Source organism: Lentibacillus cibarius, from assembly GCF_005887555.1.
Classification (GTDB): domain Bacteria; phylum Bacillota; class Bacilli; order Bacillales; family Amphibacillaceae; genus Lentibacillus; species Lentibacillus cibarius.
This window is the reverse complement of sequence record NZ_VCIA01000001.1, coordinates 3,127,205-3,149,850: the sequence shown is the minus strand read 5'-3', so window position 1 is coordinate 3,149,850 and position 22,646 is coordinate 3,127,205. Positions and strand designations below refer to the sequence as shown.

General features: G+C 44.3%; 22 protein-coding genes, 1 tRNA gene, 1 pseudogene and 1 riboswitch. Of the genes and pseudogenes, 4 read left to right on the top strand and 20 right to left on the bottom strand.

What is annotated here, in order from left to right; all coding sequences use genetic code 11:
• The first annotated feature begins 76 nt into the window (after positions 1–76).
• A complete protein-coding gene (locus FFL34_RS15405) occupies positions 77–973 on the top strand; it encodes a patatin-like phospholipase family protein (protein WP_138604211.1) in 897 nt (298 codons plus the stop codon).
• Positions 974–1,088: 115 nt separating this feature from the next.
• On the opposite strand, the gene FFL34_RS15400 is transcribed toward FFL34_RS15405, so the two are convergent.
• The gene (locus FFL34_RS15400; protein WP_138604210.1) at positions 1,089–2,249 is read right to left on the bottom strand and encodes a YkvI family membrane protein; all 1,161 of its coding nucleotides are present in this window, start codon (positions 2,247–2,249) and stop codon (positions 1,089–1,091) included.
• Between the two features lie 475 nt (positions 2,250–2,724).
• Positions 2,725–2,889 carry a hypothetical protein gene (locus FFL34_RS18365; RefSeq protein WP_171046407.1) on the bottom strand — a complete coding sequence of 55 codons (165 nt, stop codon included), beginning with the start codon at positions 2,887–2,889 and terminating at the stop codon, positions 2,725–2,727.
• 113 nt (positions 2,890–3,002) lie between these two features.
• On the opposite strand from FFL34_RS18365, the gene FFL34_RS18360 reads away from it, so the two are divergent.
• Positions 3,003–3,099: transfer RNA gene (locus tag FFL34_RS18360), tRNA-Sec, on the top strand.
• Positions 3,100–3,359: 260 nt separating this feature from the next.
• Here the strand turns inward: FFL34_RS18360 and FFL34_RS15395 are convergent.
• Positions 3,360–4,718: a sodium-dependent transporter gene (locus FFL34_RS15395; protein WP_138604209.1), complete on the bottom strand. Its 1,359-nt coding sequence runs from the start codon at positions 4,716–4,718 to the stop codon at positions 3,360–3,362.
• A 74-nt stretch (positions 4,719–4,792) separates the two neighbouring features.
• A pseudogene (locus tag FFL34_RS15390) lies at positions 4,793–5,958 on the bottom strand (NAD(P)/FAD-dependent oxidoreductase).
• Positions 5,959–6,127: 169 nt separating this feature from the next.
• On the opposite strand from FFL34_RS15390, the gene FFL34_RS15385 reads away from it, so the two are divergent.
• The gene (locus tag FFL34_RS15385; protein WP_171046406.1) at positions 6,128–7,315 is read left to right on the top strand and encodes a CdaR family transcriptional regulator; all 1,188 of its coding nucleotides are present in this window, start codon (positions 6,128–6,130) and stop codon (positions 7,313–7,315) included.
• A gap of 115 nt (positions 7,316–7,430) precedes the next feature.
• Positions 7,431–9,263 (top strand): cation:proton antiporter, encoded by a 1,833-nt coding sequence (locus tag FFL34_RS15380; RefSeq protein ID WP_138604207.1) that lies wholly within the window; start codon positions 7,431–7,433, stop codon positions 9,261–9,263.
• A gap of 1,022 nt (positions 9,264–10,285) precedes the next feature.
• Here the strand turns inward: FFL34_RS15380 and FFL34_RS15375 are convergent.
• The 16 genes from FFL34_RS15375 to cbiB all read right to left on the bottom strand — a co-directional run bounded on the left by FFL34_RS15375 (position 10,286) and on the right by cbiB (position 22,645).
• Positions 10,286–11,587 (bottom strand): nucleobase:cation symporter-2 family protein, encoded by a 1,302-nt coding sequence (locus FFL34_RS15375; protein WP_138604206.1) that lies wholly within the window; start codon positions 11,585–11,587, stop codon positions 10,286–10,288.
• Positions 11,587–12,174 carry a xanthine phosphoribosyltransferase gene (locus FFL34_RS15370; RefSeq protein ID WP_138604205.1) on the bottom strand — a complete coding sequence of 196 codons (588 nt, stop codon included), beginning with the start codon at positions 12,172–12,174 and terminating at the stop codon, positions 11,587–11,589. The genes FFL34_RS15375 and FFL34_RS15370 overlap by 1 nt, the downstream gene beginning before the upstream one ends.
• Before the next feature lie 156 nt (positions 12,175–12,330).
• A riboswitch (purine riboswitch) is annotated at positions 12,331–12,432 on the bottom strand.
• 245 nt (positions 12,433–12,677) lie between these two features.
• Positions 12,678–12,902, bottom strand: coding sequence for a hexameric tyrosine-coordinated heme protein (locus tag FFL34_RS15365; protein WP_138604204.1), 225 nt, complete (start codon positions 12,900–12,902; stop codon positions 12,678–12,680).
• A 66-nt stretch (positions 12,903–12,968) separates the two neighbouring features.
• Entirely contained in the window at positions 12,969–13,961 is a 993-nt protein-coding gene (locus tag FFL34_RS15360; protein WP_138604203.1) for an LLM class flavin-dependent oxidoreductase, read from the bottom strand.
• A 30-nt stretch (positions 13,962–13,991) separates the two neighbouring features.
• Complete coding sequence (gene garR, locus FFL34_RS15355) at positions 13,992–14,873, bottom strand: 2-hydroxy-3-oxopropionate reductase (protein WP_138604775.1); 882 nt, start codon at positions 14,871–14,873, stop codon at positions 13,992–13,994.
• A 297-nt stretch (positions 14,874–15,170) separates the two neighbouring features.
• A complete protein-coding gene (locus tag FFL34_RS15350; RefSeq protein ID WP_171046405.1) occupies positions 15,171–15,488 on the bottom strand; it encodes a YolD-like family protein in 318 nt (105 codons plus the stop codon).
• Positions 15,489–15,622: 134 nt separating this feature from the next.
• Positions 15,623–16,084, bottom strand: a complete 462-nt coding sequence (locus FFL34_RS15345; protein WP_138604201.1) for a divergent PAP2 family protein — start codon at positions 16,082–16,084, stop codon at positions 15,623–15,625.
• 60 nt (positions 16,085–16,144) lie between these two features.
• Complete coding sequence (locus FFL34_RS15340) at positions 16,145–16,843, bottom strand: hypothetical protein (RefSeq protein WP_138604200.1); 699 nt, start codon at positions 16,841–16,843, stop codon at positions 16,145–16,147.
• A gap of 6 nt (positions 16,844–16,849) precedes the next feature.
• Positions 16,850–17,446, bottom strand: a complete 597-nt coding sequence (locus tag FFL34_RS15335; protein ID WP_138604199.1) for a cob(I)yrinic acid a,c-diamide adenosyltransferase — start codon at positions 17,444–17,446, stop codon at positions 16,850–16,852.
• A 2-nt stretch (positions 17,447–17,448) separates the two neighbouring features.
• Positions 17,449–17,904 (bottom strand): bifunctional adenosylcobinamide kinase/adenosylcobinamide-phosphate guanylyltransferase, encoded by a 456-nt coding sequence (locus FFL34_RS15330; protein WP_138604198.1) that lies wholly within the window; start codon positions 17,902–17,904, stop codon positions 17,449–17,451.
• Positions 17,856–18,482, bottom strand: coding sequence for a histidine phosphatase family protein (locus FFL34_RS15325; protein ID WP_138604197.1), 627 nt, complete (start codon positions 18,480–18,482; stop codon positions 17,856–17,858). Before FFL34_RS15325 ends, FFL34_RS15330 begins: the two co-directional genes overlap by 49 nt.
• Positions 18,440–19,246: an adenosylcobinamide-GDP ribazoletransferase gene (gene cobS / locus FFL34_RS15320; RefSeq protein ID WP_138604196.1), complete on the bottom strand. Its 807-nt coding sequence runs from the start codon at positions 19,244–19,246 to the stop codon at positions 18,440–18,442. The genes FFL34_RS15325 and cobS overlap by 43 nt, the downstream gene beginning before the upstream one ends.
• Positions 19,236–20,090, bottom strand: coding sequence for a cobyric acid synthase (locus FFL34_RS15315; RefSeq protein WP_138604195.1), 855 nt, complete (start codon positions 20,088–20,090; stop codon positions 19,236–19,238). The genes cobS and FFL34_RS15315 overlap by 11 nt, the downstream gene beginning before the upstream one ends.
• The gene (locus FFL34_RS15310; protein WP_138604194.1) at positions 20,087–20,647 is read right to left on the bottom strand and encodes a bifunctional adenosylcobinamide kinase/adenosylcobinamide-phosphate guanylyltransferase; all 561 of its coding nucleotides are present in this window, start codon (positions 20,645–20,647) and stop codon (positions 20,087–20,089) included. Before FFL34_RS15310 ends, FFL34_RS15315 begins: the two co-directional genes overlap by 4 nt.
• A complete protein-coding gene (cobD, locus tag FFL34_RS15305; protein ID WP_138604193.1) occupies positions 20,629–21,705 on the bottom strand; it encodes a threonine-phosphate decarboxylase CobD in 1,077 nt (358 codons plus the stop codon). Before cobD ends, FFL34_RS15310 begins: the two co-directional genes overlap by 19 nt.
• Complete coding sequence (cbiB, locus tag FFL34_RS15300; protein ID WP_138604192.1) at positions 21,680–22,645, bottom strand: adenosylcobinamide-phosphate synthase CbiB; 966 nt, start codon at positions 22,643–22,645, stop codon at positions 21,680–21,682. Before cbiB ends, cobD begins: the two co-directional genes overlap by 26 nt.
• Between the last annotated feature and the right edge of the window lies 1 nt (position 22,646).

Sequence of the window (22,646 nt, the reverse complement as noted above, 5' to 3'; positions counted from 1 at the left end):
CAAACAGCTGAATTGTTAGATTGCGAAATTACTGCTATAATTTCCCCTATCTAATAAAAAGGAAGTGTAGCACAAATTGGTACATGATGCAGGCCTCATGTTGGAAGGCGGCGGCATGAGATGTGCGTTCACTGTTGGCGTTCTGGATTACTTTTTAGACCGGCAATTGGAATTCCCATTTGTCGCAACAGCCTCAGCAGGTGCACTTATCGGTAGTTCCTATATTGCCAAACAACGCGAACGAAATTACCAGCTACTGGAAGCATTGAGAAAAAAGCCGGATGTCATCTCATTTAAACGGCTGCTGCAGAAAAAAGAGTTATTCAGCATGGACTTTATTTTTGAACAACTTGCCAATGACTGGTTCCCACTGGATTTCCAATCTTTTTCACAAGCAAACGCTACATTCATTGTTGGAACGACCGACATTAATACGGGAAAGCCGCTTTTTCACGATACGTTTACGGAAAAAAATGATTTAATACAGGTTATCCGGGCGTCCTGTTCATTACCGGTTCTCGCACCAAATGTCTCCTATAAAGGGAAGCAGCTAATGGATGGCGGTGTTGCCGATCCGATACCGATTCGTCCACTGCTGGCACGCGGACTGAAAAAGCATGTCATTGTTCTCACACGGAATAAAGGCTACGTGAAAAAAGCTTCCAAACTGAATTGGTTCTTCAAACATGTTTTCAAAGATAAACCTGAACTTATTAAATTATTGCGCAATCGGCATCAGCGTTATAATGAAACCATGCAAGCACTGATCAATATGGAGCAGCGTAATGAAGCCTTCATTATTCAGCCTGAACAACCACTGGCTGCCAGTCGAATAGAAAAAAATAGTCAGAAGCTGGAAAGTCTCTATGAGCAAGGCTATCAAGAAGCTGAAAAGAAATTCCCGGCATTACAGCATTTTTTAGAACGTACGCAAACCACACCATTACATATGGACAAAGCAACGCCATTCTAAAACCGATAGATGTATCCATTCGCGTGGGCTGCTAATCAGGATACGGTCCACAAGAAACCCGGCCATATGTGCTCGTCATACAGCCGGGAAGTTATCGTGGAAGCTGTTCATTGCATTATGCACTCATTTTTGAGCTCTCGTCGTTTTTGACGCCTTTAATAATTTTGTACGAGCCGATAATCAGGATTGGAATACCATAAACAATCAGCATCGCGTACCCAAGTATCGTATATCCTGTGGAAACAAGGCCACCAATACCTACGTTAGATAGAATAGCAGACAGTGCCAATGCGATAATGGCCACGGTTCCATTCATTCCTTTTGACATCGGTTGCTTCCCGAGTTCTTCCAGGTTATAGTTTACCCGGTCAAGGAACGCATGAATCATCCCCGTTGCTGTTTCAATTAGCGTCCATCCGACAACAATTCCAAAGATAACTGCAACCCACAAGCCGTATCCATTAAGCATATGCAGCCAAGGCACATCGGCGTTGAAGACAGTTTCTGACGGGTAAAAGCCCATCAATGCAAAATACGTCAGAAACCATGGAACGGTCATCAGCACCCCGGCAATAGCGCCGCTAACTAACGTATCCTTCATCGTCTTTTGACGTTTCACCGTGAATAGGGCAGCCGGATAAACAGCAAGGTTATAACCAACATAAATGATACCAGCACCAATAATCGACCAAATCGTAAAATCCCCGGCAAAACTTGTATCACCCGTCGCAAAAACATTCGTGATTTCTCCCCACGAACTGGAAATGACCAGAATCGCAAACAGAATATACGCCAAAAGCAGAGATGTCGTACCTATCGTCTTGAATCGCTCAATCAACGCTGTTCCATAAAAGTTCAGAATCCCGGCTAGAATGGCAATAATGCCAACACCAACCCAATAATTCAATCCAATCGTACTCTCGAGAATGGATCCGGTTGCTGCAATGACAATCGAAATAATCAAAATCGCCAGCAGAAAATAAATAATATCATATAAAAACCAGAACGGCCCCAAAAACTGCTTCACGAGGCTTCGGTAATCATACGCCCGGAACCGGCGCGCAATTTCGAACATCAAAAATGCCATCAGCCCGAAGCCGACAATGATTGTCAAACCCGCAATCCAGCCCAGCGCTCCGAATTTCGCACCGTATGCAACAACTTCACGACCAGTTGCATAACCGCCGCCAATCAGGGTTGATTGGATGATGATACCCGGAAGCACCAATCTTCCAAAAGCGCCTTCAAAAAGACTGTTTTTGCTTTGATCAGCCACACCGAAAACCCCTTTCCTTCAAAGATTTAAAAAACAGCTTCCACAATCATCTTTATCATATATTATTTTATTCAAATTGTAAATATTTTTTGATAATTTAATCAGGTTAATTTCGACAATTGCTTATGCCGGACATATTTGTGGGCCTTACTTCAGTAGGTGTTAGTGCGGAATTTGGTGCTCACGGGGCTTACGACATCAGATTCGCGCCCATCCCCCCTACTATCCATATAAGTGGCTGAATACAAAGCCAATGGTGAAGTTGCTCGTCCGAGAAACATGCTTGCACATCATTTCCCGGGCAATTTTTGTAGAAAAAGTCGATAAATAACAACAAAAATCGCGTCAAGACTGATGGACCCCTGAATCTACATCCATTTCCGATGATCACCTTACTCGTTCGTTTATCACTAAAGGACAAGATCAATCCCTGCCACTCCGGCAATCATCTGGCGGATAAACCCTCATGCCACATCTATAACTTGCTTCCATTTATTTCCAAAAGCGTATACCCGGGGTCAATTAATGCTTTCCGTTCCTTTTCTCCCTTTAAAGGATCGGTATTCACATATGTAGGCGCTTTAGAAAGTGCCGTTTTTGCTATGACCGGCATCCCATTCGTAAAGTAATCAACTCCCATTTTGCTTCCCCACTTTTCCTAAAACTTTATAGAAGACATTTTTTATGTACACATTACAAAAAAATATGATACCATGTAGACAGAAAACCCCTCATAATGACGCTTATGTTAATGGGGCTGGCTGAGTGACTGGTGTCCTCCCTGGTCTTCAAAACCATGCGGGAGACGCGTGCCGTCTTCGGTGGGTTCGATTCCCACACAGTCCCGCCAATCCTCACTTTTCAAAATCCCTTTCGCTGATAAAGATCCGTTAATTTTTCAACGTACGCTTGACCCGACTGGACTGCAATACTGCCATCTCCCACTGATTGAGCTTTAGATATTCGCCCCACTTTTCTATTTTTTTGCCCAAATTTACGCATCATTTTAGTAGCACGTTCATACCGGCGGCCATCATAAAAGCGGATCTTTACAGAAAAGATCCGCTTACTGTATTTATTATTATTGTAGAAACTTACAACTACTTCTCATCAAATCAAACCGGTAATCAAAATGATAATTATTGATAAAGGGATGAGATAGCTTATAACCGGTTTCCAGGCAGATGAAAGTTTTATTGTTTCTGCTCCGGTATTAATATCTTGCATAAAACGGTTAAACGTCCACTGAAATACGACATATAACGAAATCAACAAGCCGCCTAATGTCAGCAAAATATTTCCGGATACATAGTCAACCAGGTCAAAAATATCCATACCGAAAAGATGCACATGTGACCATGGACCTTGTGATAAGATAATTGGGATTGCCAGGGTAAATGTCACACCAATGGTCATCCAGACACTTGTTTTTCTGCTCGAATGAAACAATTCAGACACATTAGTAGCAAGTGTTTCAATTAGACCTACACCTGTAGTGATGGATCCAATGATGACCAGACAAAAGAAAATGAGACCAAATCCATACCCGAATGGCATTTGTTCAAGCAAGGTCGGTATTGTCAGAAATAACAGGCCGGGTCCTGAATTTGGTTCCATTTGAAAGGCAAAAAGAGCAGGAAAGATAACCAAACCTGATAAGAAGGCAATAAACGTATCCAGTGAAACAACCCAAGCACCATCTTTCACCAAATTTGAACCTTTAGGCTTTAAATAACTGCCATAGGTAAAGGCGGATGCCAACCCAATACCTATTGAAAAAAATGCTTGCCCTAGCGCCGCCAATAACGTATTTGCATTGATTTTAGAAAAGTCAGGCTGCAAATACCATACGACTCCCTCAAATGATCCGGGTAATGACAATGAAAAGATTGCTAAGAAGATAAGCATGATAAACAAAAGAGGCATGACGATTTTTACAAATTTTTCAATACCATTTTTAATACCCTTCGACACGATTGTACCCAAAATTAATGTTGGAATAATACTGTAACCGATAACAGCGATTGGATTAGAAATTAAATCTTCATATACAACAGCCGCTTGTTCAGAAGTAATCCCCTGGAATGTACCGATACCAATGTTGAAAAAATAGGCAAACAACCAACCCATAATCATAAGGTAGTAGGACATAATTAATAACGCTGCCAATGTTCCGAGCCAGCCAATAGATACCCATGGACTACCTTTTCCGGCTAATTTTCGCATCCCACTAATTGCACCAGCTTGAGCTTTTCTCCCTAGTCCTGCTTCTGCGTAAAACAAAGGGATACCAAAAATGAGTACGATGGCAAGATAGATAAGCAGAAATGCTCCCCCACCGTTGTTTCCAGCAATATATGGAAAACGCCATATATTGCCAAGACCAATAGCAAATCCCGAAGCCGCCATAATAAACCCTAATCTGCTTCCCCAGTTTTCCCTTCCTTTCCCTTTATCAGATCGCTGCATAACAATCTCCCTTCTATATTTCATCAGGCAGACTTCCGACGTTTAAATGGCATGCTTGAAAACAGACCATTTTTTCATACAACCGCCCCCTCAATAATCAACTCATTATTAGCAAATCGTTCAAAACAGAGCGGACGCAAATCGAGTGTTTCATAGCGACCTTTGCGTATTAATTCAGACATTCCTTTTCCCACTCCAGGCGCCTGCTGCATGCCATGGCCGCTGAATCCGCATGCCATGTAGTACCCATCCAGCTGTGGGTGTTTTCAATAATTGCGTTTTGATCCTTTGTGTTATGACTGTAAATACCGGCCCAGCCACGATTAATTTTTGCTCGTTCAAAATTCGGGACCCTTTCCGCCAGCACCGGCCATAACTGATCTTCAAAAAATGAACGTTTCCATCTAAAATCGATGCCTGGCTTTACTTTTTCCGAGAATCCTGTTATCAGTGCATCACCTTCATGCCGGAAATACACACCGGTCGGGTCAATCGTCAGTGGCAAATATTTTTCCAGTGGTTCTGCGACATCAAACTGGATGATTTGTCGTTTTAAAGGAACAATCGGCAATGGCAGGCCAATTTTTTCGCTTAATTCTGGTGCCCATGGTCCGGCGCAATTTATCACAACAGGTGCTTTATAAACCTCTCCGTTGCCTAACTGGACTCCTGCTGCCTTTCCCCTTTCCGTCAAAATTGTCTCCACTTCCTCGTAAACATACGTCCCTCCTAACTCCTTCGTTTTGCGCACATAGCCTTGCATCACCGAATACGGATCCAAATACCCATCTTCACTGCAGTATAGTCCTCCTTGCAGATCATCAATGACGAGTTCCGGGACAATGGAATGCAACTCCTCCTTGGCGAGTAATTCTGCAGGAACACCATACTTTTGCTGTAATTGAAGCTGTTTTTGCAACTGTTCCATATTTTCATTTTTAGCTAAAAACAGATACCCACGCTGTTTAAAATCAATTTCTGCTTTCTCTCCGTCAACCGCCATGTCTTCCGGAAATGTTTTATACTTCTGCAGTCCATACCGGCTCAATTGAATGTTGACACTCGTTGTAAATAGTTGCCTTAATCCCCCTGCACTCCTTGGTGTGGAAGCGAACTCATAAATTTTATCTTTTTCAAATATAGTAACCGACCCTTCAAAGCCATCTTGCAGCAAATGGTAAGCAATACTTGAACCAACGACCCCGCCACCGACGATGATTATATCCGTTTGTTTCGCCATAAAACTCACCCTAACTAAAAGATTGTATTTTTTTAATATTACATATATTTATACCGCATAAGATGCCTTAGCGACTATGGTTACTGTAAACAAAAAATGTACCAATATTGTTAAAATTGCCTTAATTGTGGTACAATAATCGTTGGAAATGACACTTGAACGAAGGGACGTGAACGGAATCGAGGGATTCGTGCATGGTGCACAAAAAGTGGTGAAAGCGGTTTCAAATATTTTACCGTTCCCGATTAGCTTAAGTGACACAAACGGTTGTATCATTGGTTCCACTGACCCAAGTCGGATCGGTAAACAGCACGAGCCATCTGGAGAAGTTCTCACAAAGAATACGCTCCTGTCATTTGATGAGGATAAAATTAAGGGAATGCCTAATGTGCATCCCGGTATTGCCGCCCCGCTTAAATTGAACCAGCAAACGGTTGGTGTGCTTGGCATTATCGGCCCGCCTGAAGAAGTAAAACCATATGCGATGCTGATCAAACAATATGTTGAAATGACGTGGCATGAAACATTTCATAGACAATTGAAAGAACTAGAATCTAAAACACTGGAAACATTTATGCAATATATCTTGCTTAACGAAACGACCAGTCAAGTAAAATTGGAAGAATATTGCCGGATGTTCGGAATCTCCCTGAATGCAGAGCGATTTTGCATTGTCATCCATATCGGTGACTCGCTCATCAGCAATATCCAGCAAACGATACCGATTGATCAATTAAAAATGCGACTGCTGGACTGTACGAGAAAAGCTTATCAATGCGGTGATGATACCATTTGTTCATTTTTAAACACTGAAAAAATCATCCTATTAAAAAAGATAGATTCAGAAATGACGTATTGGGAAGCATTGGAGGCGTTCACCTTTCAAAGTGAGAAGTTACTGGAAATGTTCGATGTGTATCATGTAACAGATGCATCGATAGCAGCTGGCAGCTTGGCTCAAACACTTAGCAACGTAAATGAATCCTACCAGGAAGCAGAAGCACTTCGCCAGTTCGGGCAGCGATGGAATCCGGCAAGAAAGATTTATACCTATCACAACTGGGATATGGTCAAGGAATTGCTTCGTTTTCAGCTTCCTGCATCATTCCATGAAAAAGTACAATTCCGCTTGAAACATCTCTTTAATGACGAACGATTTCCGGAACTAGCCAAAAGTTTTATCGCCTACTGTGAAAACAATATGACTATTAGCCAAGCTGCTAACGATTTATTTATCCACCGCAACACACTAATTTACCGCTTGCAAAAAATCAATACACTAACATCACTCAATACCGGTTCATTCGATGATTGTGTGGTACTTTATCTTATCCTGAAAAACGCAATACCCGAATAGCGCCTCTTCTCAACAAGGATAATTCGCCGGAAAAACGTACAAACTAACGGATACGAACTATTCCTCGGGATGGCACCGGGCTGCTGTCACGCATTTGAAAAAGAAGGTGAGACCGTTGGAACAAGCAGAGCTGCTCAGTATCGTTATCATCATCGTTCTAGGTATCTTTTCACAGTGGCTGGCATGGCGGATCCAGTGGCCTTCCATTGTCATCATGTCGGTTGCTGGTCTTTTAATCGGGCCTGTTTTAGGACTCATCAATCCGGAGCAAGCACTAGGTGAACTGTATACACCGCTCATTTCCCTTGCAGTTGCTGTCGTGTTGTATGAAGGCAGTTCCAGTCTCAACTTCCGTGAATTGAAAGGAATCTCTAAGTCTGTGTTGCGTGTCGTGACAGCCGGCGCATTTCTAGCGTGGATTGGTGGTGCAATGGCAGCGCATTACATAGCTGGACTCAATTTTGCCATTTCATTCATCATCGGCGGGCTGTTCATCGTTACCGGGCCAACCGTCATCATACCACTGCTAAGACAAGCAAAATTAAAGCCGAGGGTAGCAACAGTGCTGAAATGGGAAGGGATCATTATCGATCCAGTCGGTCCATTGCTGGCGCTGTTTGCCTACCAAGTAATTAAAGTAATCGGCGACGACACCGTTCAAGGCAGTTATTTACTCACCTTTTTTATAGGCGCACTGCTAGCGGGAATTATCGGTTTTGCAGCTGGTATTTTTGTCAGCCGAATGATCCGCAAAGGGCTATTTCCGGAATTTCTGAAGTCTCCCATCGTTCTGTCGTTTGTGCTCCTCTGCTTTACAGTCAGTGAAGTCATCATGCATGAAACAGGGATGCTTGCTGTAACGGTGATGGGAATGACCATGGCTAAAACGAAAAAATATGTAACATCCATTGGCAATGTCTCTCATTTTGTCGAAAACATTTCAGTTATCTTGACATCAACCATTTTTGTTTTATTGACCGCATCATTGACAAGAGAAACGATTTTAGAAATCTTCACGTTCCCCATTATTGGGTTTGTCCTGATGATGCTATTGATCGTGCGTCCGCTGTCCATCTGGATTTCCACCATTGGTACCGAAATGTCAGCTGCTGAAAAAACGCTGATTGGCTGGATTGCCCCACGCGGCATTGTCGCACTAACCGTAGCAGGTTATTTTGCAAGCGTACTGGCCGAAGATGGTTATGCGGGTGCTTCAATTTTGATGACGATTACATTTGCACTCGTCTTCATCACCGTTTGTGCGCACGGGTTCACACTAGGCCCGCTTGCCAAGAAACTTAACCTGGCCAGCAACGAACAATCCGGCATTTTGATTATCGGTGCGAACCACTTTTCCATTACGTTCGCTGATTACTGCCAATCGCTGGAAATTCCCGTATTAATGATCGATGATTCCTATGAGCATTTACTTGATGCCAAGCAAAAAGGAATCAACACTTTTTACGGGCAAATTTTATCCGAATATATTCAATTTGAAGTGGATCTTACCCCATATGATTACATTTTGGCGATGACAGATGAACCTGCCTATAATGCGCTTATATGTCAGTCCTATGCACCGGAATTCGGCTACAATAACACATTCGCCCTGCCAGCCAGTAAGAAAGGAGATGCCAATAATGAAGAAATCTCCCCAGCCATTAAAGGGCACGTGCTTTTTCACGAGAATGCTGTATTAGCAGAGTTGAGCAGCAAATTACGAGAAGGTTATACATTTGATTCCATGAAAATAACTGAACAGAAGACAGTGAAAAGAGAAGCATTCACGGATACGGCGATGCTACTGTTTATTTGGAGAAAAAATAAAGAAATTGCATTCATGACGCTTCGTCGCGAAAAATTAGAATTGAATGAAGGCGACCGGGTGGTGATGCTTACGAAACAAGAGGAAAAAAACGAGAACGTCATTCAATCTCGTGATGAGTGACCGAGTGCGGTGACTCGCTGCCGGAAAAGGCACTCATCTCTGCTAAGAACGACCGAACGAGGTGGCTCGCTGCCGGAAAAGGCACTCATTTCCGTGATGAGTGACCAAACGTAGCGAATCCTCACCGAAAAGGTCGCTCATCTCCGCTATGAGTGACCAAACGTAGCAAATCCTCACTGAAAAAGGCACTCATCCCTGCTATGAGTGCCCAAACGTAGCGAATCCTCACTGAAAAAGGCACTCATCCCTGCTATGAGTGACCAAACGTAGCGAATCCTCACCGAAAAAGTCGCTCATCTCCACTATGAGTGCCCGAACATGGCGATTCCTCACCGAAAAAGTCGCTCATCCCTGCTATGAGTGCCCAAACGTAGCGAATCCTCACCGAAAAAGTCGCTCATCCCTGCTATGAGTGCCCAAACGTAGCGAATCCTCACCGAAAAGGTCGCTCATCCCTGCTATGAGTGCCCAAACGTAGCGATTCCTCACCGAAAAGGCACTCATCCCTGCTATGAGTGACCAAACGTAGCGAATCCTCACCGAAAAAGGCACTCATCCCTGCTATGAGTGCCCAAACATGGCGATTCCTTGCCGAAAAGGTCGCTCATTTCCGCTATGAGTGACCAAACGTAGCGAATCCTCACTGAAAAAGTCGCTCATCCCTGCTATGAGTGCCCAAACGTAGCGAATCCTCACTGAAAAAGGCACTCATCCCTGCTATGAGTGCCCAAACGTAGCGAATCCTCACCGAAAAGGTCGCTCATTTCCGCTATGAGTGCCCAAACATGGCGATTCCTTGCCGAAAAGGTCGTTCATTTCCGCTATGAGTGCCCAAACATGGCGAATCTTCGCCGAAAAGGTCGCTCATTTCCGCTATGAGTGCCCAAAACATAACAGCACACAAAAAAGCGCCGCTCATACAAGTAATGAGCGACGTAAGAGGCGCAAATCAATATATTATTTGTCACATGTCCAGTGATGATTTCCAATTACACGAGTCTGACTTACGAATCATCGGATCTTTAAGCACTTTCCTGACGCACAGCGCTTGGCTGTTTCTGCTTCTGACTCATCCGCACTGGTGTCATATTAAAAATAATGTTTAACACGATGGCGGTGATACTTCCAGCTACAATACCGTTACTCGTCAAAATCTGAATGCTGGATGGGAACTGCTTGAATAACTCCGGAACAACCGTTACCCCCAGCCCCATTCCGACTGAACAAGCAACGATCATCGCGTTTTCCGATGATTCCATAATAACCGTGCTGAGCATTTTAATTCCTTGTGCGATGACCATTCCAAACATGGCAACCATGGCCCCGCCTAAAACGGACGTCGGAATAATGGTAGCCAGTGCGGCAATTTTGGGAATAAGCCCGAGGGTAACAAGCATTCCCCCAGTAATCATAATAACCCTGAGCGATTTGACCCCTGTCATTTGCATCAGACCGACGTTTTGTGAAAAAGCTGTATACGGGAACGCATTGAAAATTCCACCGAGCAAAACGGCCAGGCCTTCTGCACGATAGCCACGTGTTAGATCCTCTTCGTTCACTTCTTTCTCGGTTATATCTCCGAGCGCGAAGTAAACACCGGTCGATTCAACTAATGAAACGATAGCAACTAAGACCATCGTGATGATTGCTGACCACTCGAAGGTCGGCATGCCAAAGTAAAATGGTTGGACCATGTGGAGATACGACGCTTCTGTAACTGCTGAAAAATCAACTTTTCCCATAAATGCAGCAACAATCGTGCCAATCGCGAGCCCCAGCAAAATGGAGATAGACTGGATAAAACCTTTAGAAAACCGATACAATAGAATAATGAATAAAAGCGTTCCAAACGCCAGCGAAATATTGATCATTGATCCGAAATCGCTGGCACCTTCTCCACCGCCCATATTGTTGATGGCGACCGGAATGAGCGTAATTCCAATAATGGTTACCACCGTTCCTGTTACAATTGGCGGGAAAAAACGTACCAATTTACCGAAGAATCTACTGATAAGCATCACAAAAACGCCGGAAACGATAATCGATCCGTAAATGGCGGATATACCGTACTGCCCGCCAATGGCAATCATGGGCCCAACTGCAGTGAACGTACACCCGAGAACAATGGGAAGCCCAATCCCGAAATAGCGATTACGAATAACCTGCAGGATGGTTGCCACGCCGCTCATCAAAATATCGATACCAACCAAGTAAGTCAATTGTTCCGTCGTCAGCCCCAGTGACTGACCAACAACGAGCGGCACTAGAACGGCTCCAGCATACATGGCAAGCAAATGCTGCAAACTAAGCGTGAATGTTTTCATTAAAGTGACGCCTCCTCATTATGAAATGTCGCGTTCCCATCAGCTAATGAATCAATGATAGCTAGTGACTCTACTCGGATACCATGCTGATGCAACACATCACGCCCGTCCTGAAAACCTTTTTCAATGACAATGCCGACGCCGGCCAACGATGCCTCAGCCTGTTCCACGATTGAAACTAACCCTTTAGCCGCCTGTCCGTTAGCAAGAAAGTCATCGATAACCAAAACAACATCATCACTAGAAATATAGTCTTGTGATACCGAAATTTCTTTCGTTTCATTTTTAGTATAGGAGTAAACGGCTGCAGAATAGAGATGATCTGTCAGTGTGAGAGACTTACGTTTCCGTGCAAAAATAACCGGTACCCCCATGGCTAAGCCCGCCATCACTGACGGCGCGATCCCCGACGACTCAAGGGTTAGAATCTTGGTGACTTTCTCGCCGGCAAAACGGGAAGCAAACTCCTCACCAATTGCCTGCATTAATACCGGATCGACTTGATGATTTAAAAACGCATCCACTTTTAATACCGAATCAGATAATACGTTTCCCTCTGATATAATTTTCTGCTTTAGTAAATTCATGATGATCTCCCCTTCCCAGGAATTTGTACGTAAATGATGATTAACAAGAACTAAAAAACCCGAAAAACAAGCTTCCACTCAAACTATGAGGAAAGCATGTTTTTCGGGTATAAAAAACCGAAAATAACAACAGTACCATTTATGTAAAATGGCACCATACACGGTGCTTTCTTTCATAGTCGGTTTATTTACGGTAAACCGGTAGAAACTTGCAGGCCATATCCCCGCGATTATATGAAAAAATAAGCTATGAAATTGATAGGTTGATTATATCACGTCTACAGCTGAAATCAACCCCCTATCGTGACATTCTTCGACAAGGGTGGATTTACTTTTTGTCCTTCCGTTTTTGTCAAAAAATTCCGAACCACACGTTTATGTACATATCGTGATAATCCCATTCAAATAACGTCACTAGTCTTTCTGAAAAACTGCACTTAGAGAATCATCAGGCTCCTTGTCACAGTCAATGTGAGACAAAGAGCCTGTCCCTCACTTTTTTCTTATTTCCAATAATTGTTAGCGGCTGCTATTGTCTGGTAGTGGATGGCAACGACCTGTGAGGAAGCAATGAGGCTATCCGCATTATCCTCGTATACCGTTCGCAGCTTTTCTCTTATATCTTCAGAAGGCTGGGTATAGCCTACCCCTTTTCTCGCCAATAAAATAGCTAATTCAAAACCCTCCTGAGGTGTTTCTGTTTGTAGACTTGTAAGCCAATTACTCATAAATATATCTCCTCCTATTTGTCTTACTACCTTTAATTTACCCTTTTGGTTCATACATTAATCATGTCATTGAAAAGCTTCAGCCAATAGCTTATAGGAATGCAGCTTTGCCTTGTGGTCATAAATATTTGTAATCACCATAAACTCGTCGGTATCATATACATCCTGAAGACGATGTAACGTTTTTTTCACTTGCTCCGGTGTACCGATCACACAACGTTCCCGATTCTTTTTGATTTCTTGCAGTTCGTCCTTTGTAAACGTCCTTTTTTTAACTTCCTCGATTGAGGGTACTTTCACATCTGAGCCTTTTCCGACATTCAGCAACCATTTATCCTGGCTGAGAGCAAGTTCCTCCGCTTCTGCCTCTGTGTCAGCGCATACGACAAAAATACAGACAATGGTATGCGGTTTTTCTGCATTTGGGGAAGCCTGGAAGTTCTCCCGATATGTTCTAAGCGCCTCGTGTCCTTTTGCTGGGCTGATGAAGTGGCCGAAAACAAAGCCCGCACCTTGCTCTGCCGCATTAGCCGCTCCCCGTTCCGACAGCCCAAGCACCCACATCGGTGGTACAGTTTCCGTTCGTGGTGCAGCTTTTACCAGGCGATATGGATGGTCTTTTGGCAAGGTATTATGCAAAAAGCCCTGCAAGTCAGCCAGTTGCCGCGGGAATTCCTGCATGCTTTTAGGTGCGCCATCGGTTAAAGCCAGTCGCGTGTCCTGTGACCCACCCGGCGACCGCCCGATTCCAAGATCGATCCGGCCGGGAAACATTGCTTCAAGCAATTTAAAATTCTCCGCCACTTTATACGGACTGTATTGCGGCAGCAGCACACCGCCGGAACCGACCCGAATTGTGTCTGTACAGGAAGCAATGCGGGCCATTAATATTTCAGGGGACACACTCGTGAGCCCGTTGGTATTATGATGTTCCGCTACCCAATAACGGGTATAACCTAGTTTTTCAGCTGTTTTGGCCAGTTCCAGTGTGTTTTCCAATGTTTCAACAGGTCCTGATCCTCTGGAAATAGGCGCCTGATCCAGTACACTCAGCTTCATCTGCGGTGTCTCCTTTCCCGTTTAAAACAGTCAGTCCTCCGTCATGTTTGCCAGCTTTTCATAGAACTTTACAATTGCCGCATGATCATTGTCACCGTGACCACCCGCCTGAAGCGCCTGCAAGGTTTCTTTAACAGAAGCCGCGAGTGGCAACGGTACACCAATATCACTGGAGGTCTCCAGTACATTGTTAAGATCTTTCAAGTGCAAATCAATCGTAAAGCCCGGGTCAAAATTACCTTCCATCATCATCGGTGCTTTGGCATCCAGCACATTACTGCCGGCCAGACCACCGCGAATCGCGTTGTAAACCAATTCACTGTCAACGCCCATCTTTCGCGTCAGCATCATGGCTTCGGAAACAGCGGCAATGTTGAGTGCAACGATGATTTGATTAGCCAGTTTGGTGGCATTGCCCGAACCCACTTCACCAGTTCGGACAACTGAACCAGCCATTGCTTCCATAATAGGCAGGCAGTTTTGAAATGTCTCCTCAGCTCCACCGGCCATCACCGCAATCGTACCATCAATCGCTTTTGGTTCTCCACCGCTTACCGGAGCATCCAGAAAACCAATGTCCTTTTCCTGCAGCGCTTTACCGATTTCTTGGCTGACTGTCGGGGCAATCGAGCTCATATCAATGACGACACTGCCGGATTTGGCACCGTCTATAAGTCCCCCGCGTTCAAGCACCACTTGCTTGACTTCTGGTGAATTAGGCAGCATCGTGATGATAACATCCGCAGCCGCAGCCAATTCAGTATACGAATCGACCACTTCAGCACCGAGCGCACCTAGTTCCTTATTTGTATCCGGATTGCTGCTGGAAATGACCAGCTCATAGCCTGCTTTCATTAAGTTTTTACTCATCGGCTTTCCCATAATACCGAGACCGACAAAACCTATCTTCATCACAAATCCCCTCCCTTCACTTTCATTTTACAACAAGTCAAAAAATTTTATAAATAACTCAACTTCACAGCCTTTAATAAACATATAAGACTTAAAACAATGAAGAAATATACTAGATGACTTTCTGGATGAATGGCTCGTTGTTGTAGCATCATATTTGATATAGCGCTATGACACCGCTACGGCAATACACTACGCTTTCCGTGGGCAGCTGATGGGCCTTTGTTGCTAACGCTCCAAGTCGCTGAATATGTAGTAAGTCTCAAGACAATGGTAGCGTTAACCCTATCATCAAAGTCAATCAACATACACATCCAACATATTAGCAAGCTTAATGACAGTGTCATTGCCAAGCCATAATTGTTCTTGATTTATTTTTGTCACTTTCCCTTTATTCGTCAAAAAGTCGCGGCCATTGTAATGCTTCACTTCTACCGTAAGATTATTGTTCACAGCCGTTTGCAGCCGCTCGTTAATTTCTTCTTTTTGCTGTTCATCCAAAACCGGCTTTTCCTTATATTCCTGCTCAGACCACATTTGTCTTAACAATGCTTCATGTTCCGGTATCATCATGGCAGTCCATTTCTTTGTGCCACGGTCATTTACATCATGCATAAGAGCCCTCCTATAAAGGAACATTTGTTCTATATATTAGCACAAAAAATCCCTCCAAGCAATACCTTCTTTTCCTTTAAAACTAGATTATTCGGAAGGTGAGAGAGGGATGCCAATCCATGTACCTGCGTATGCTAACGTTTTTCAGTTAAATGGCTGAGGGCTCCTATGCCAATTCCAAGTAGTGCACCACCGCCCACTTCAATAGGCATATGGCCGAGCATTTCTTTTAGTTCCTTATCACGTTTCTTATAGGCAAAATCGGGATGGTGATCGGCAAGCTTTTCCACTTGTTCATACATATCATTGACTGCAATTGCTGTTTGGCCAGCCTGCCAACGTATCCCCATCGCATCATACATAACAATCAGGCCGAAAATGCTGCTGATGCCAAAATCAGTCGAGGAAATCCCGTTCTTGAGCGCTACATAAGTCGTGATTGACGTAACAGCTGACGAATGGGAACTTGGCATATCACCGGAACCGAATAGCTTTTTCCAATCCCATGAACCCGTTTGCTTATAATGGAGCGGGATTTTTAACAATTGGGCAGCTCCTATCCCTACTAGAGCCGTTGTAAGCGCACGATTAACCATGTACATTCACCTCAAACTTAAGGTGGTGTAAAAAGTCATCGATTATACATCATAATCAAATCACACAGGCGTTAACCAATGAAAAAAGGAACCCACTACTTCCCTGATTCTCTCCTCATTTTCTTTGTCAAATGCAATCAAAAAACAGCTAGCCGGGCCGGCGGATTTTTCCAAGTTCATTACACCATCCAACTCATTCGCTCGTTTCGTCCAGGCTCTCCACGCGAAGGTAATACCCTTTGAACCAACTGGATACAAAGCTTTTACCGAATCCATCCGGCATAGACGCTGGAATAAAGAAAGTGGGGCTAGTTTATCGGGTTGATCAAGTACTTCCTTGCCGACTAAAGGGGTTCCAATAACCGCAAACGCCTCGTCACCTGTGAATTCAAATTTTTCTCCCACAGTTCGCGTTCCAATCATCGTCAGACCAAGACCTGACTGCAGGCTGGCAAAATTACTTTCGGTACTGCCGGTAATGGGAAGCCCGTTTAGCATTAATTCATCCAACACCAGCCCTACACCACGCTGATAGTCCTTCCAAGCATCATCGTCGGTGAAATTCTGCATCACAATCGTTTGTGGTTCACCACCTGCTGCAAGGCATTCCATGACCGCAACACGACAGGCGAAGTAGCCCACAACCGTGTTTGGTGTGTTTACTGCATCATGAGCTTTCTCACCAATCGCACCACTATTATCAGAAGCAATAACAAGTTCCAGATCAGCAGTTAATGGCTGCACAACAGCATTGCTCATCCCTGGTTAGCTCCTTTTTTCATCCTTGTTCTTCTTATTGGTTCCACGGAAAACCTTTGCGCTGCGTGCGTATTCGACATCCGGAACATCTAGTCTAGCATTGATGACCCGTGCTGCAGCGAAAAAGTAGTCCGACAAACGATTCATATATTTTAATGGGACAGGTGAAATCTTATCTTCTGCTTTCATCAGTGAGACAATCAATCTTTCCGCCCGACGTGCAACGGTTCTGGCGATATGAATCGACGCCGAGGCATCTGAACCGCCCGGTAAAATAAACCGTTCCAATTCCGGTGCTTCATCAATTAATTCATCCATTTTATCTTCCAGGTACGTAATTGGTTCTTCGGTTAATGTATGTTTGCGTTTTTCCGTGATATTCGATAATTCAGAGCCACAGTCAAATAATTCGTGTTGTATTTTCTCAAGGTCTGCAATGATATCCGGAAAAATCTCCTTGTCTAATTCCGAAATAGCCTTTCCAACAAACGAATTCACCTCATCAATGGTTCCATATGCTTCCACACGAACGTCGTCTTTGTCCATTCTTCCGCCGATAACACTTGTCTGCCCTTTGTCACCTGATTTTGTATAAAGTCGCATCATTATTTCCCCTTTCTATCATTTCGTTTTATCGTTTGTTCCATGCCATACCAGATCACATCAGCCCGCTCCGCCCGTTCTACTAAATCCTGATAGACCCATCCAGTCACGTCCCGCCATAACCGGTCCCGTTTTTCCATTGGGACAATCCCCTTGGAAATATCCGTTCCTATGATCACAAGCCGTCGGTGGCTATCCGCCGCTTCCCACGCCAACCAGGGATCGATTTGATTCATGACATCTTGACGTATTGTATCAGGTGATAGCACTGGATTTATTCGTGTATGTATCTCTTCTTCAAGGCCCTCCAATACGACAACAGATGGGATGTCAGCGTTCGGCGGCATTGTTAGGGAATCCGCTTCATAGGCAGTCAACCATACGCATTGGTCCATAGCATAATTTCTTTTCACCCATTTTCGTTTCCCGTTGAAGGCACCACCTGTAATGAAGTGCATCGAGCATCCTCCTTCCAACCACAACCGTTCCAACAAAGCCTGATTCCGCTGCTATGAGGGATTTTCCATTGCCAAAAACGCTTCACCTCCTTAGCCAGCTTCGTTAACAACAAACGGATCACCCCGCCATGTATGACAAGTAAGATTTCCCGATGCCCTCGTTCATCGATGGCTTGCTTTAGCGACTGCCAGCCTTCCATTACTCTTCTTTCCATTTCGGCAAAGCTTTCACCACGAGGCGGCCTTATCGAAAAAGGATCACTCAGCCAGTTCTGATATACTGCATCATGACAAAGCTCCTCATACGTTTTCTGTTCCCATTGGCCGAAGTTCATTTCGCGAAACGCTCGACTTTCCACGTGCTGTAAATCGGGACACAGGATAGCGGCCGTTTGACTGCACCGGGATAAATCGCTTGTTACACATAAGTCGTAGCTTGGCAGATTACTTTTTAGCGCTTCCAATGCATATTCGGCTTCATGCGTTAACGGCGCATCACTCCAGCCCATATATCTCTTTTCCAGATTTCCTGTCGTCACACCATGGCGAAAGAGTGTAACAGCCACATGACTATCCATAACACTAACTCCATCCCTTCAGAACTCGCCCCTAATGTATCACCTGATATACCACCGAAATGTTTCTTTATTTTCCCGCTGTTGATATATCCGAAAACAACCATGCTGCTTATAAGAATCAAATAGCATAGCAGTAATTCAACGTTTAAAAGCGCGATCACTATTCCCGTCATGACTACATAAAACCCATAAATCGGCAAGTTCAACCGGCTGGAGCCTTGTTTAAAAAAATGGGCCATCCCATGATTTCTAGCTGCCGGCAGCAGTTGCAAATAGATTCCCAACAGCATTTTTCCAAGAAACGGAACCAATAGGATCATCGGAAACGTCCAGGCAGTTGCCAATGTCGTCAACTCATATAAGATGACGAACCGCACGCTGAGAAATACAATAACGGACAACACGCCAAACGCACCGACACGAGGATCTTGCATAATGTCCAGCCGCTTGTTAACATCCTGGTATGAAAAATAGGCATCACTTGCGTCAATCAAGCCATCCAGGTGAATGCCACCCGACAGAAGGATGAATACAAGCCATAGACAAAGTGTAATCATGACATCAGAAAAAGATGTATGATACAGAAGTAGAAACAGAACGATTGTATAGACCGCCCCCTGCAGTAATCCAAGCAGCGGGAAAGTCCGTAACGCATATGACAAATAGAAACGGTTCATTGGGAGCTGTTTTTTTAAGGGAATGCTTGTAAAAAACTGCAGATTGATGCCCATCCCTATAAACATACCTCGTAAACTAGTTAACATGTACTTCACCCAGCATGATCGATAATAGCTTTTCCACGTCGATATGTGCTTCCAAATGCCCCGCCAGCTTTTCATATGTAGCATCTTTGTCGGTTAGATCGGACGTATGCGCTTCCAGTGTACTTACATCTATCATACCATCCTCTTCAACAAGGTCGTGATCGATGTAAGGAATAACACCCAAAACGGGGATACCGGTATAATCCTCCAGCCACTGACGCCCCGAAGCAAACGAGGAAACATCGCCATGAAACTTATTTATAACCAATCCCTTGACCCGATTTCTTTCTTTCTGCGTAAATAGTGCCAGCGTTCCAACTATACTCGCAAACGCGCCACCCTTGTCAATGTCAGCAACAAGAATAACAGAGACATCAGCCATTTCGGCAACCGCCATATTGGCAAGATCATAGTCTTTCAGGTTCATTTCCACAGGACTGCCCGCTCCTTCGAGGAAAGTAAAATCAACCGCTTGATCCAACTGGGATAATGCCGCTTGTATGGTTTGTCTGGCGTCATGGTAATACGTTTGTTGATAATCTCGGCCATCCATCGTACGCATTGTCTCACCCATAAAAACCACCTTGGTCTGATGATTTTCACCAGGCTTCAATATAATCGGATTCATGAGGACAGAAGGCGTGTAATTCGCTGCTTTCGCTTGCTGCGCTTGCGCAACACTCATTTCCTTTCCGTCTTCTGTTTGTATCGTGCGATTGGACATATTCTGTGCTTTAAACGGCGCTACCGTATATCCCTTATTAGCAAATAGCCGGCACAATGCTGTTGTGAATAGACTTTTCCCTACATTGGAAGCTGTTCCTTGAATCATCATCCCTTTCATGCCATGGCCCCTTTCTTACAAATCGGTATGCCGTTTTCAACTAGATAAGCAGCATCCGCCCGATTGACGATGTTTTGATGAACATTACCGAGTATGGATTGATAGTTCCTTATAAATGGCTCCTGATTAGGAATCCCTTGGGCAACTTCATTAGAAACAACAATCAACCCGGCAGAAGCGCGCTTGAGACTGGCTATATCTATGGAAATACAATCTATCACCTGATCAGGCTCATCTATGTTGCACTCGAATAAATAATTGTTTAATAGGGTGGTAACACAATCCAGTACGAGTATATCCTGTTTCGAAAAATAGTTGGAAATGCGCTGCAAATGATACGGGCATTCCCATGTTTTCCAGGGTGTGGATGCATTTGTGCGGTTTTCCCGGTGACGGGCAATCCGTTCAATCATCTCCTCATCAGAAGGAACACCACACGCAATATAGTGCAAGTTTGCTTCCAACTGCCGGCTTAAGTTTATAGCCATGTTTTCTGCAAAGGAGCTTTTTCCGCTCCGGACCCCGCCTGTGACAAAAATCAATTTCCCTTTTTCCATTCGGATAGTGCCTCCATCAACCAATTGTTTTCCGCTTCTTTTTTAATTGCCGCACGCAACCACTTTCCTTCAAGCCCGGGAAAATTATACGTGTGCCGGAGAACAATCCCGCTTCGCAATAAAAACAAGAACAATTCCTGCTGATCGCCCAATGAAGGATCTCGGATAAGGTAAAAATTGACCGACCCTGGACTGTGCTGAAAATTATTTTCCTTGAAGTAAGAAAACAATCGTTCTCTCTCAGCTGATATATACGCGCGGGTTTGTTTACTATGCTGATGATTATTCAGGCACACGGCCCCAGCTTTTAAAGCGATGGCATTGACGCTCCAATGCGGCTGGCTTGTTCCGATTCGTGCAAGCAGTTCCGGATGTCCCGCCAGAAAACCCAGGCGCAATCCGGCAATACTATACATTTTTGTCAATGAACGCAATACCAATAAGTATGGTGATTGACTAGCCTGCTTCATGGACGAAATGGGATTGGATGAAAAATCATAAAATGCCTCATCGATGATTAACAAGGTTTTGGCCTGGTGGCATGTATCAATAAGCCAATCAATAGTTGAACTATCATATTGCACACCAGTCGGATTATTAGGATGGCAAAAGAACACGGCATCAACAGCCTTTATCTCCTGTTCCAATGAAGCTTTCTTCAACTGCCAATTCGGTGGATGAACGATATGGTAAAAAATGGTGCAATGTTCGTTCTTGCAAGCAGACGCATATTCGGAAAAAGCCGGGTGGATGATTAGCACCTTTTTTCCGTAAAGATAACGGGCAATTAACGTAATGAGTTCGGATGCGCCATTTCCGATCAGCAGACACGCCTCTCTTACACCTTCATTGGCAGCAATAGCCTGTTTCAGTTGTGCGGCTGATGGGTCTGGGTAATCAGCAATATCTCCCAGCCAGTTTTGCCAGTGGTGTTTGATTTCTCTAGGTGCACCTAAAGGATTAATATTGACACTGAAATCCACCATTTCCGCGGGCGGTTCCATATCCAAAGCTTTAAACAGATGATCCGGATTAGAGCCATGTGCCGGTAATTGCATAACATCCTCCCCCTATCCATAAAAGTATTAAAAATAATCTTACTGAACGTGCCATGACGGTGAGGGCAGCTTTTATATGATCTTTTTGCAAGTTTTCCCACGGTCGCCCCATAACCGCACGCTCCGATTTCACGCCCTGATAATAGTTAGTTCCGCCCAGTTGCACACCCAAAAGAAGAGCAACCGCAGCCTCCCCCCATCCGCTATTCGGACTTGGATGCTTTTTTGCCTCTATTTTCAAATCATGAAACACCTGCTGCTTCGTCATGTGCGGAGAGGAGGTGGTGGCAAGCATACAAAAACCGGTAATGCGGCTTGGGAGCCAATTAAGTACATCATCCAACCGGGCAGACGCCCAGCCGAATGCACTGTATTGTACATTTTCGTATCCTACCATCGAGTCACACGTATTAACAGCGCGATAAACCATTGCCAATGGCGCACCGCCTATAAGTGCCCAAAATAATGGAGCCGTAATCCCATCGCTAATATTTTCTGCAATGGTCTCAACAGTTGCCCGCGTAATCCCGCTTTCATTCATTGATTCGGTGTCCCTGCCGACAATCATGGACACCCGCTGTCTGGCTGTTACGATATCTCCTTGCTTTAATGGCTGATAAACATTCATCGCAGCTTTTTTCAAATCATTTTGTGCAATGGTTGTTGCCATCATTACCGATTCGACGGCAATTCCAGCTATGGCATGAAATTGATAAGCTCCCCACACAACCAAGCATGTCATAGAAAATACAGTTACCACAATAACAACTAACAGCAAAGCCCCTTTAGCCTTTTTAAAGAATCCTTTATTCAAACGACGATCCAGCCATGAAATAAGCCAGCCGATCCAGCGTACGGGGTGTGGCCAAGAAGGTGGATCGCCAATCATCCGATCTATCATCACGGCTAGGGTCAGACTGATTAAATGATAAATGACCATG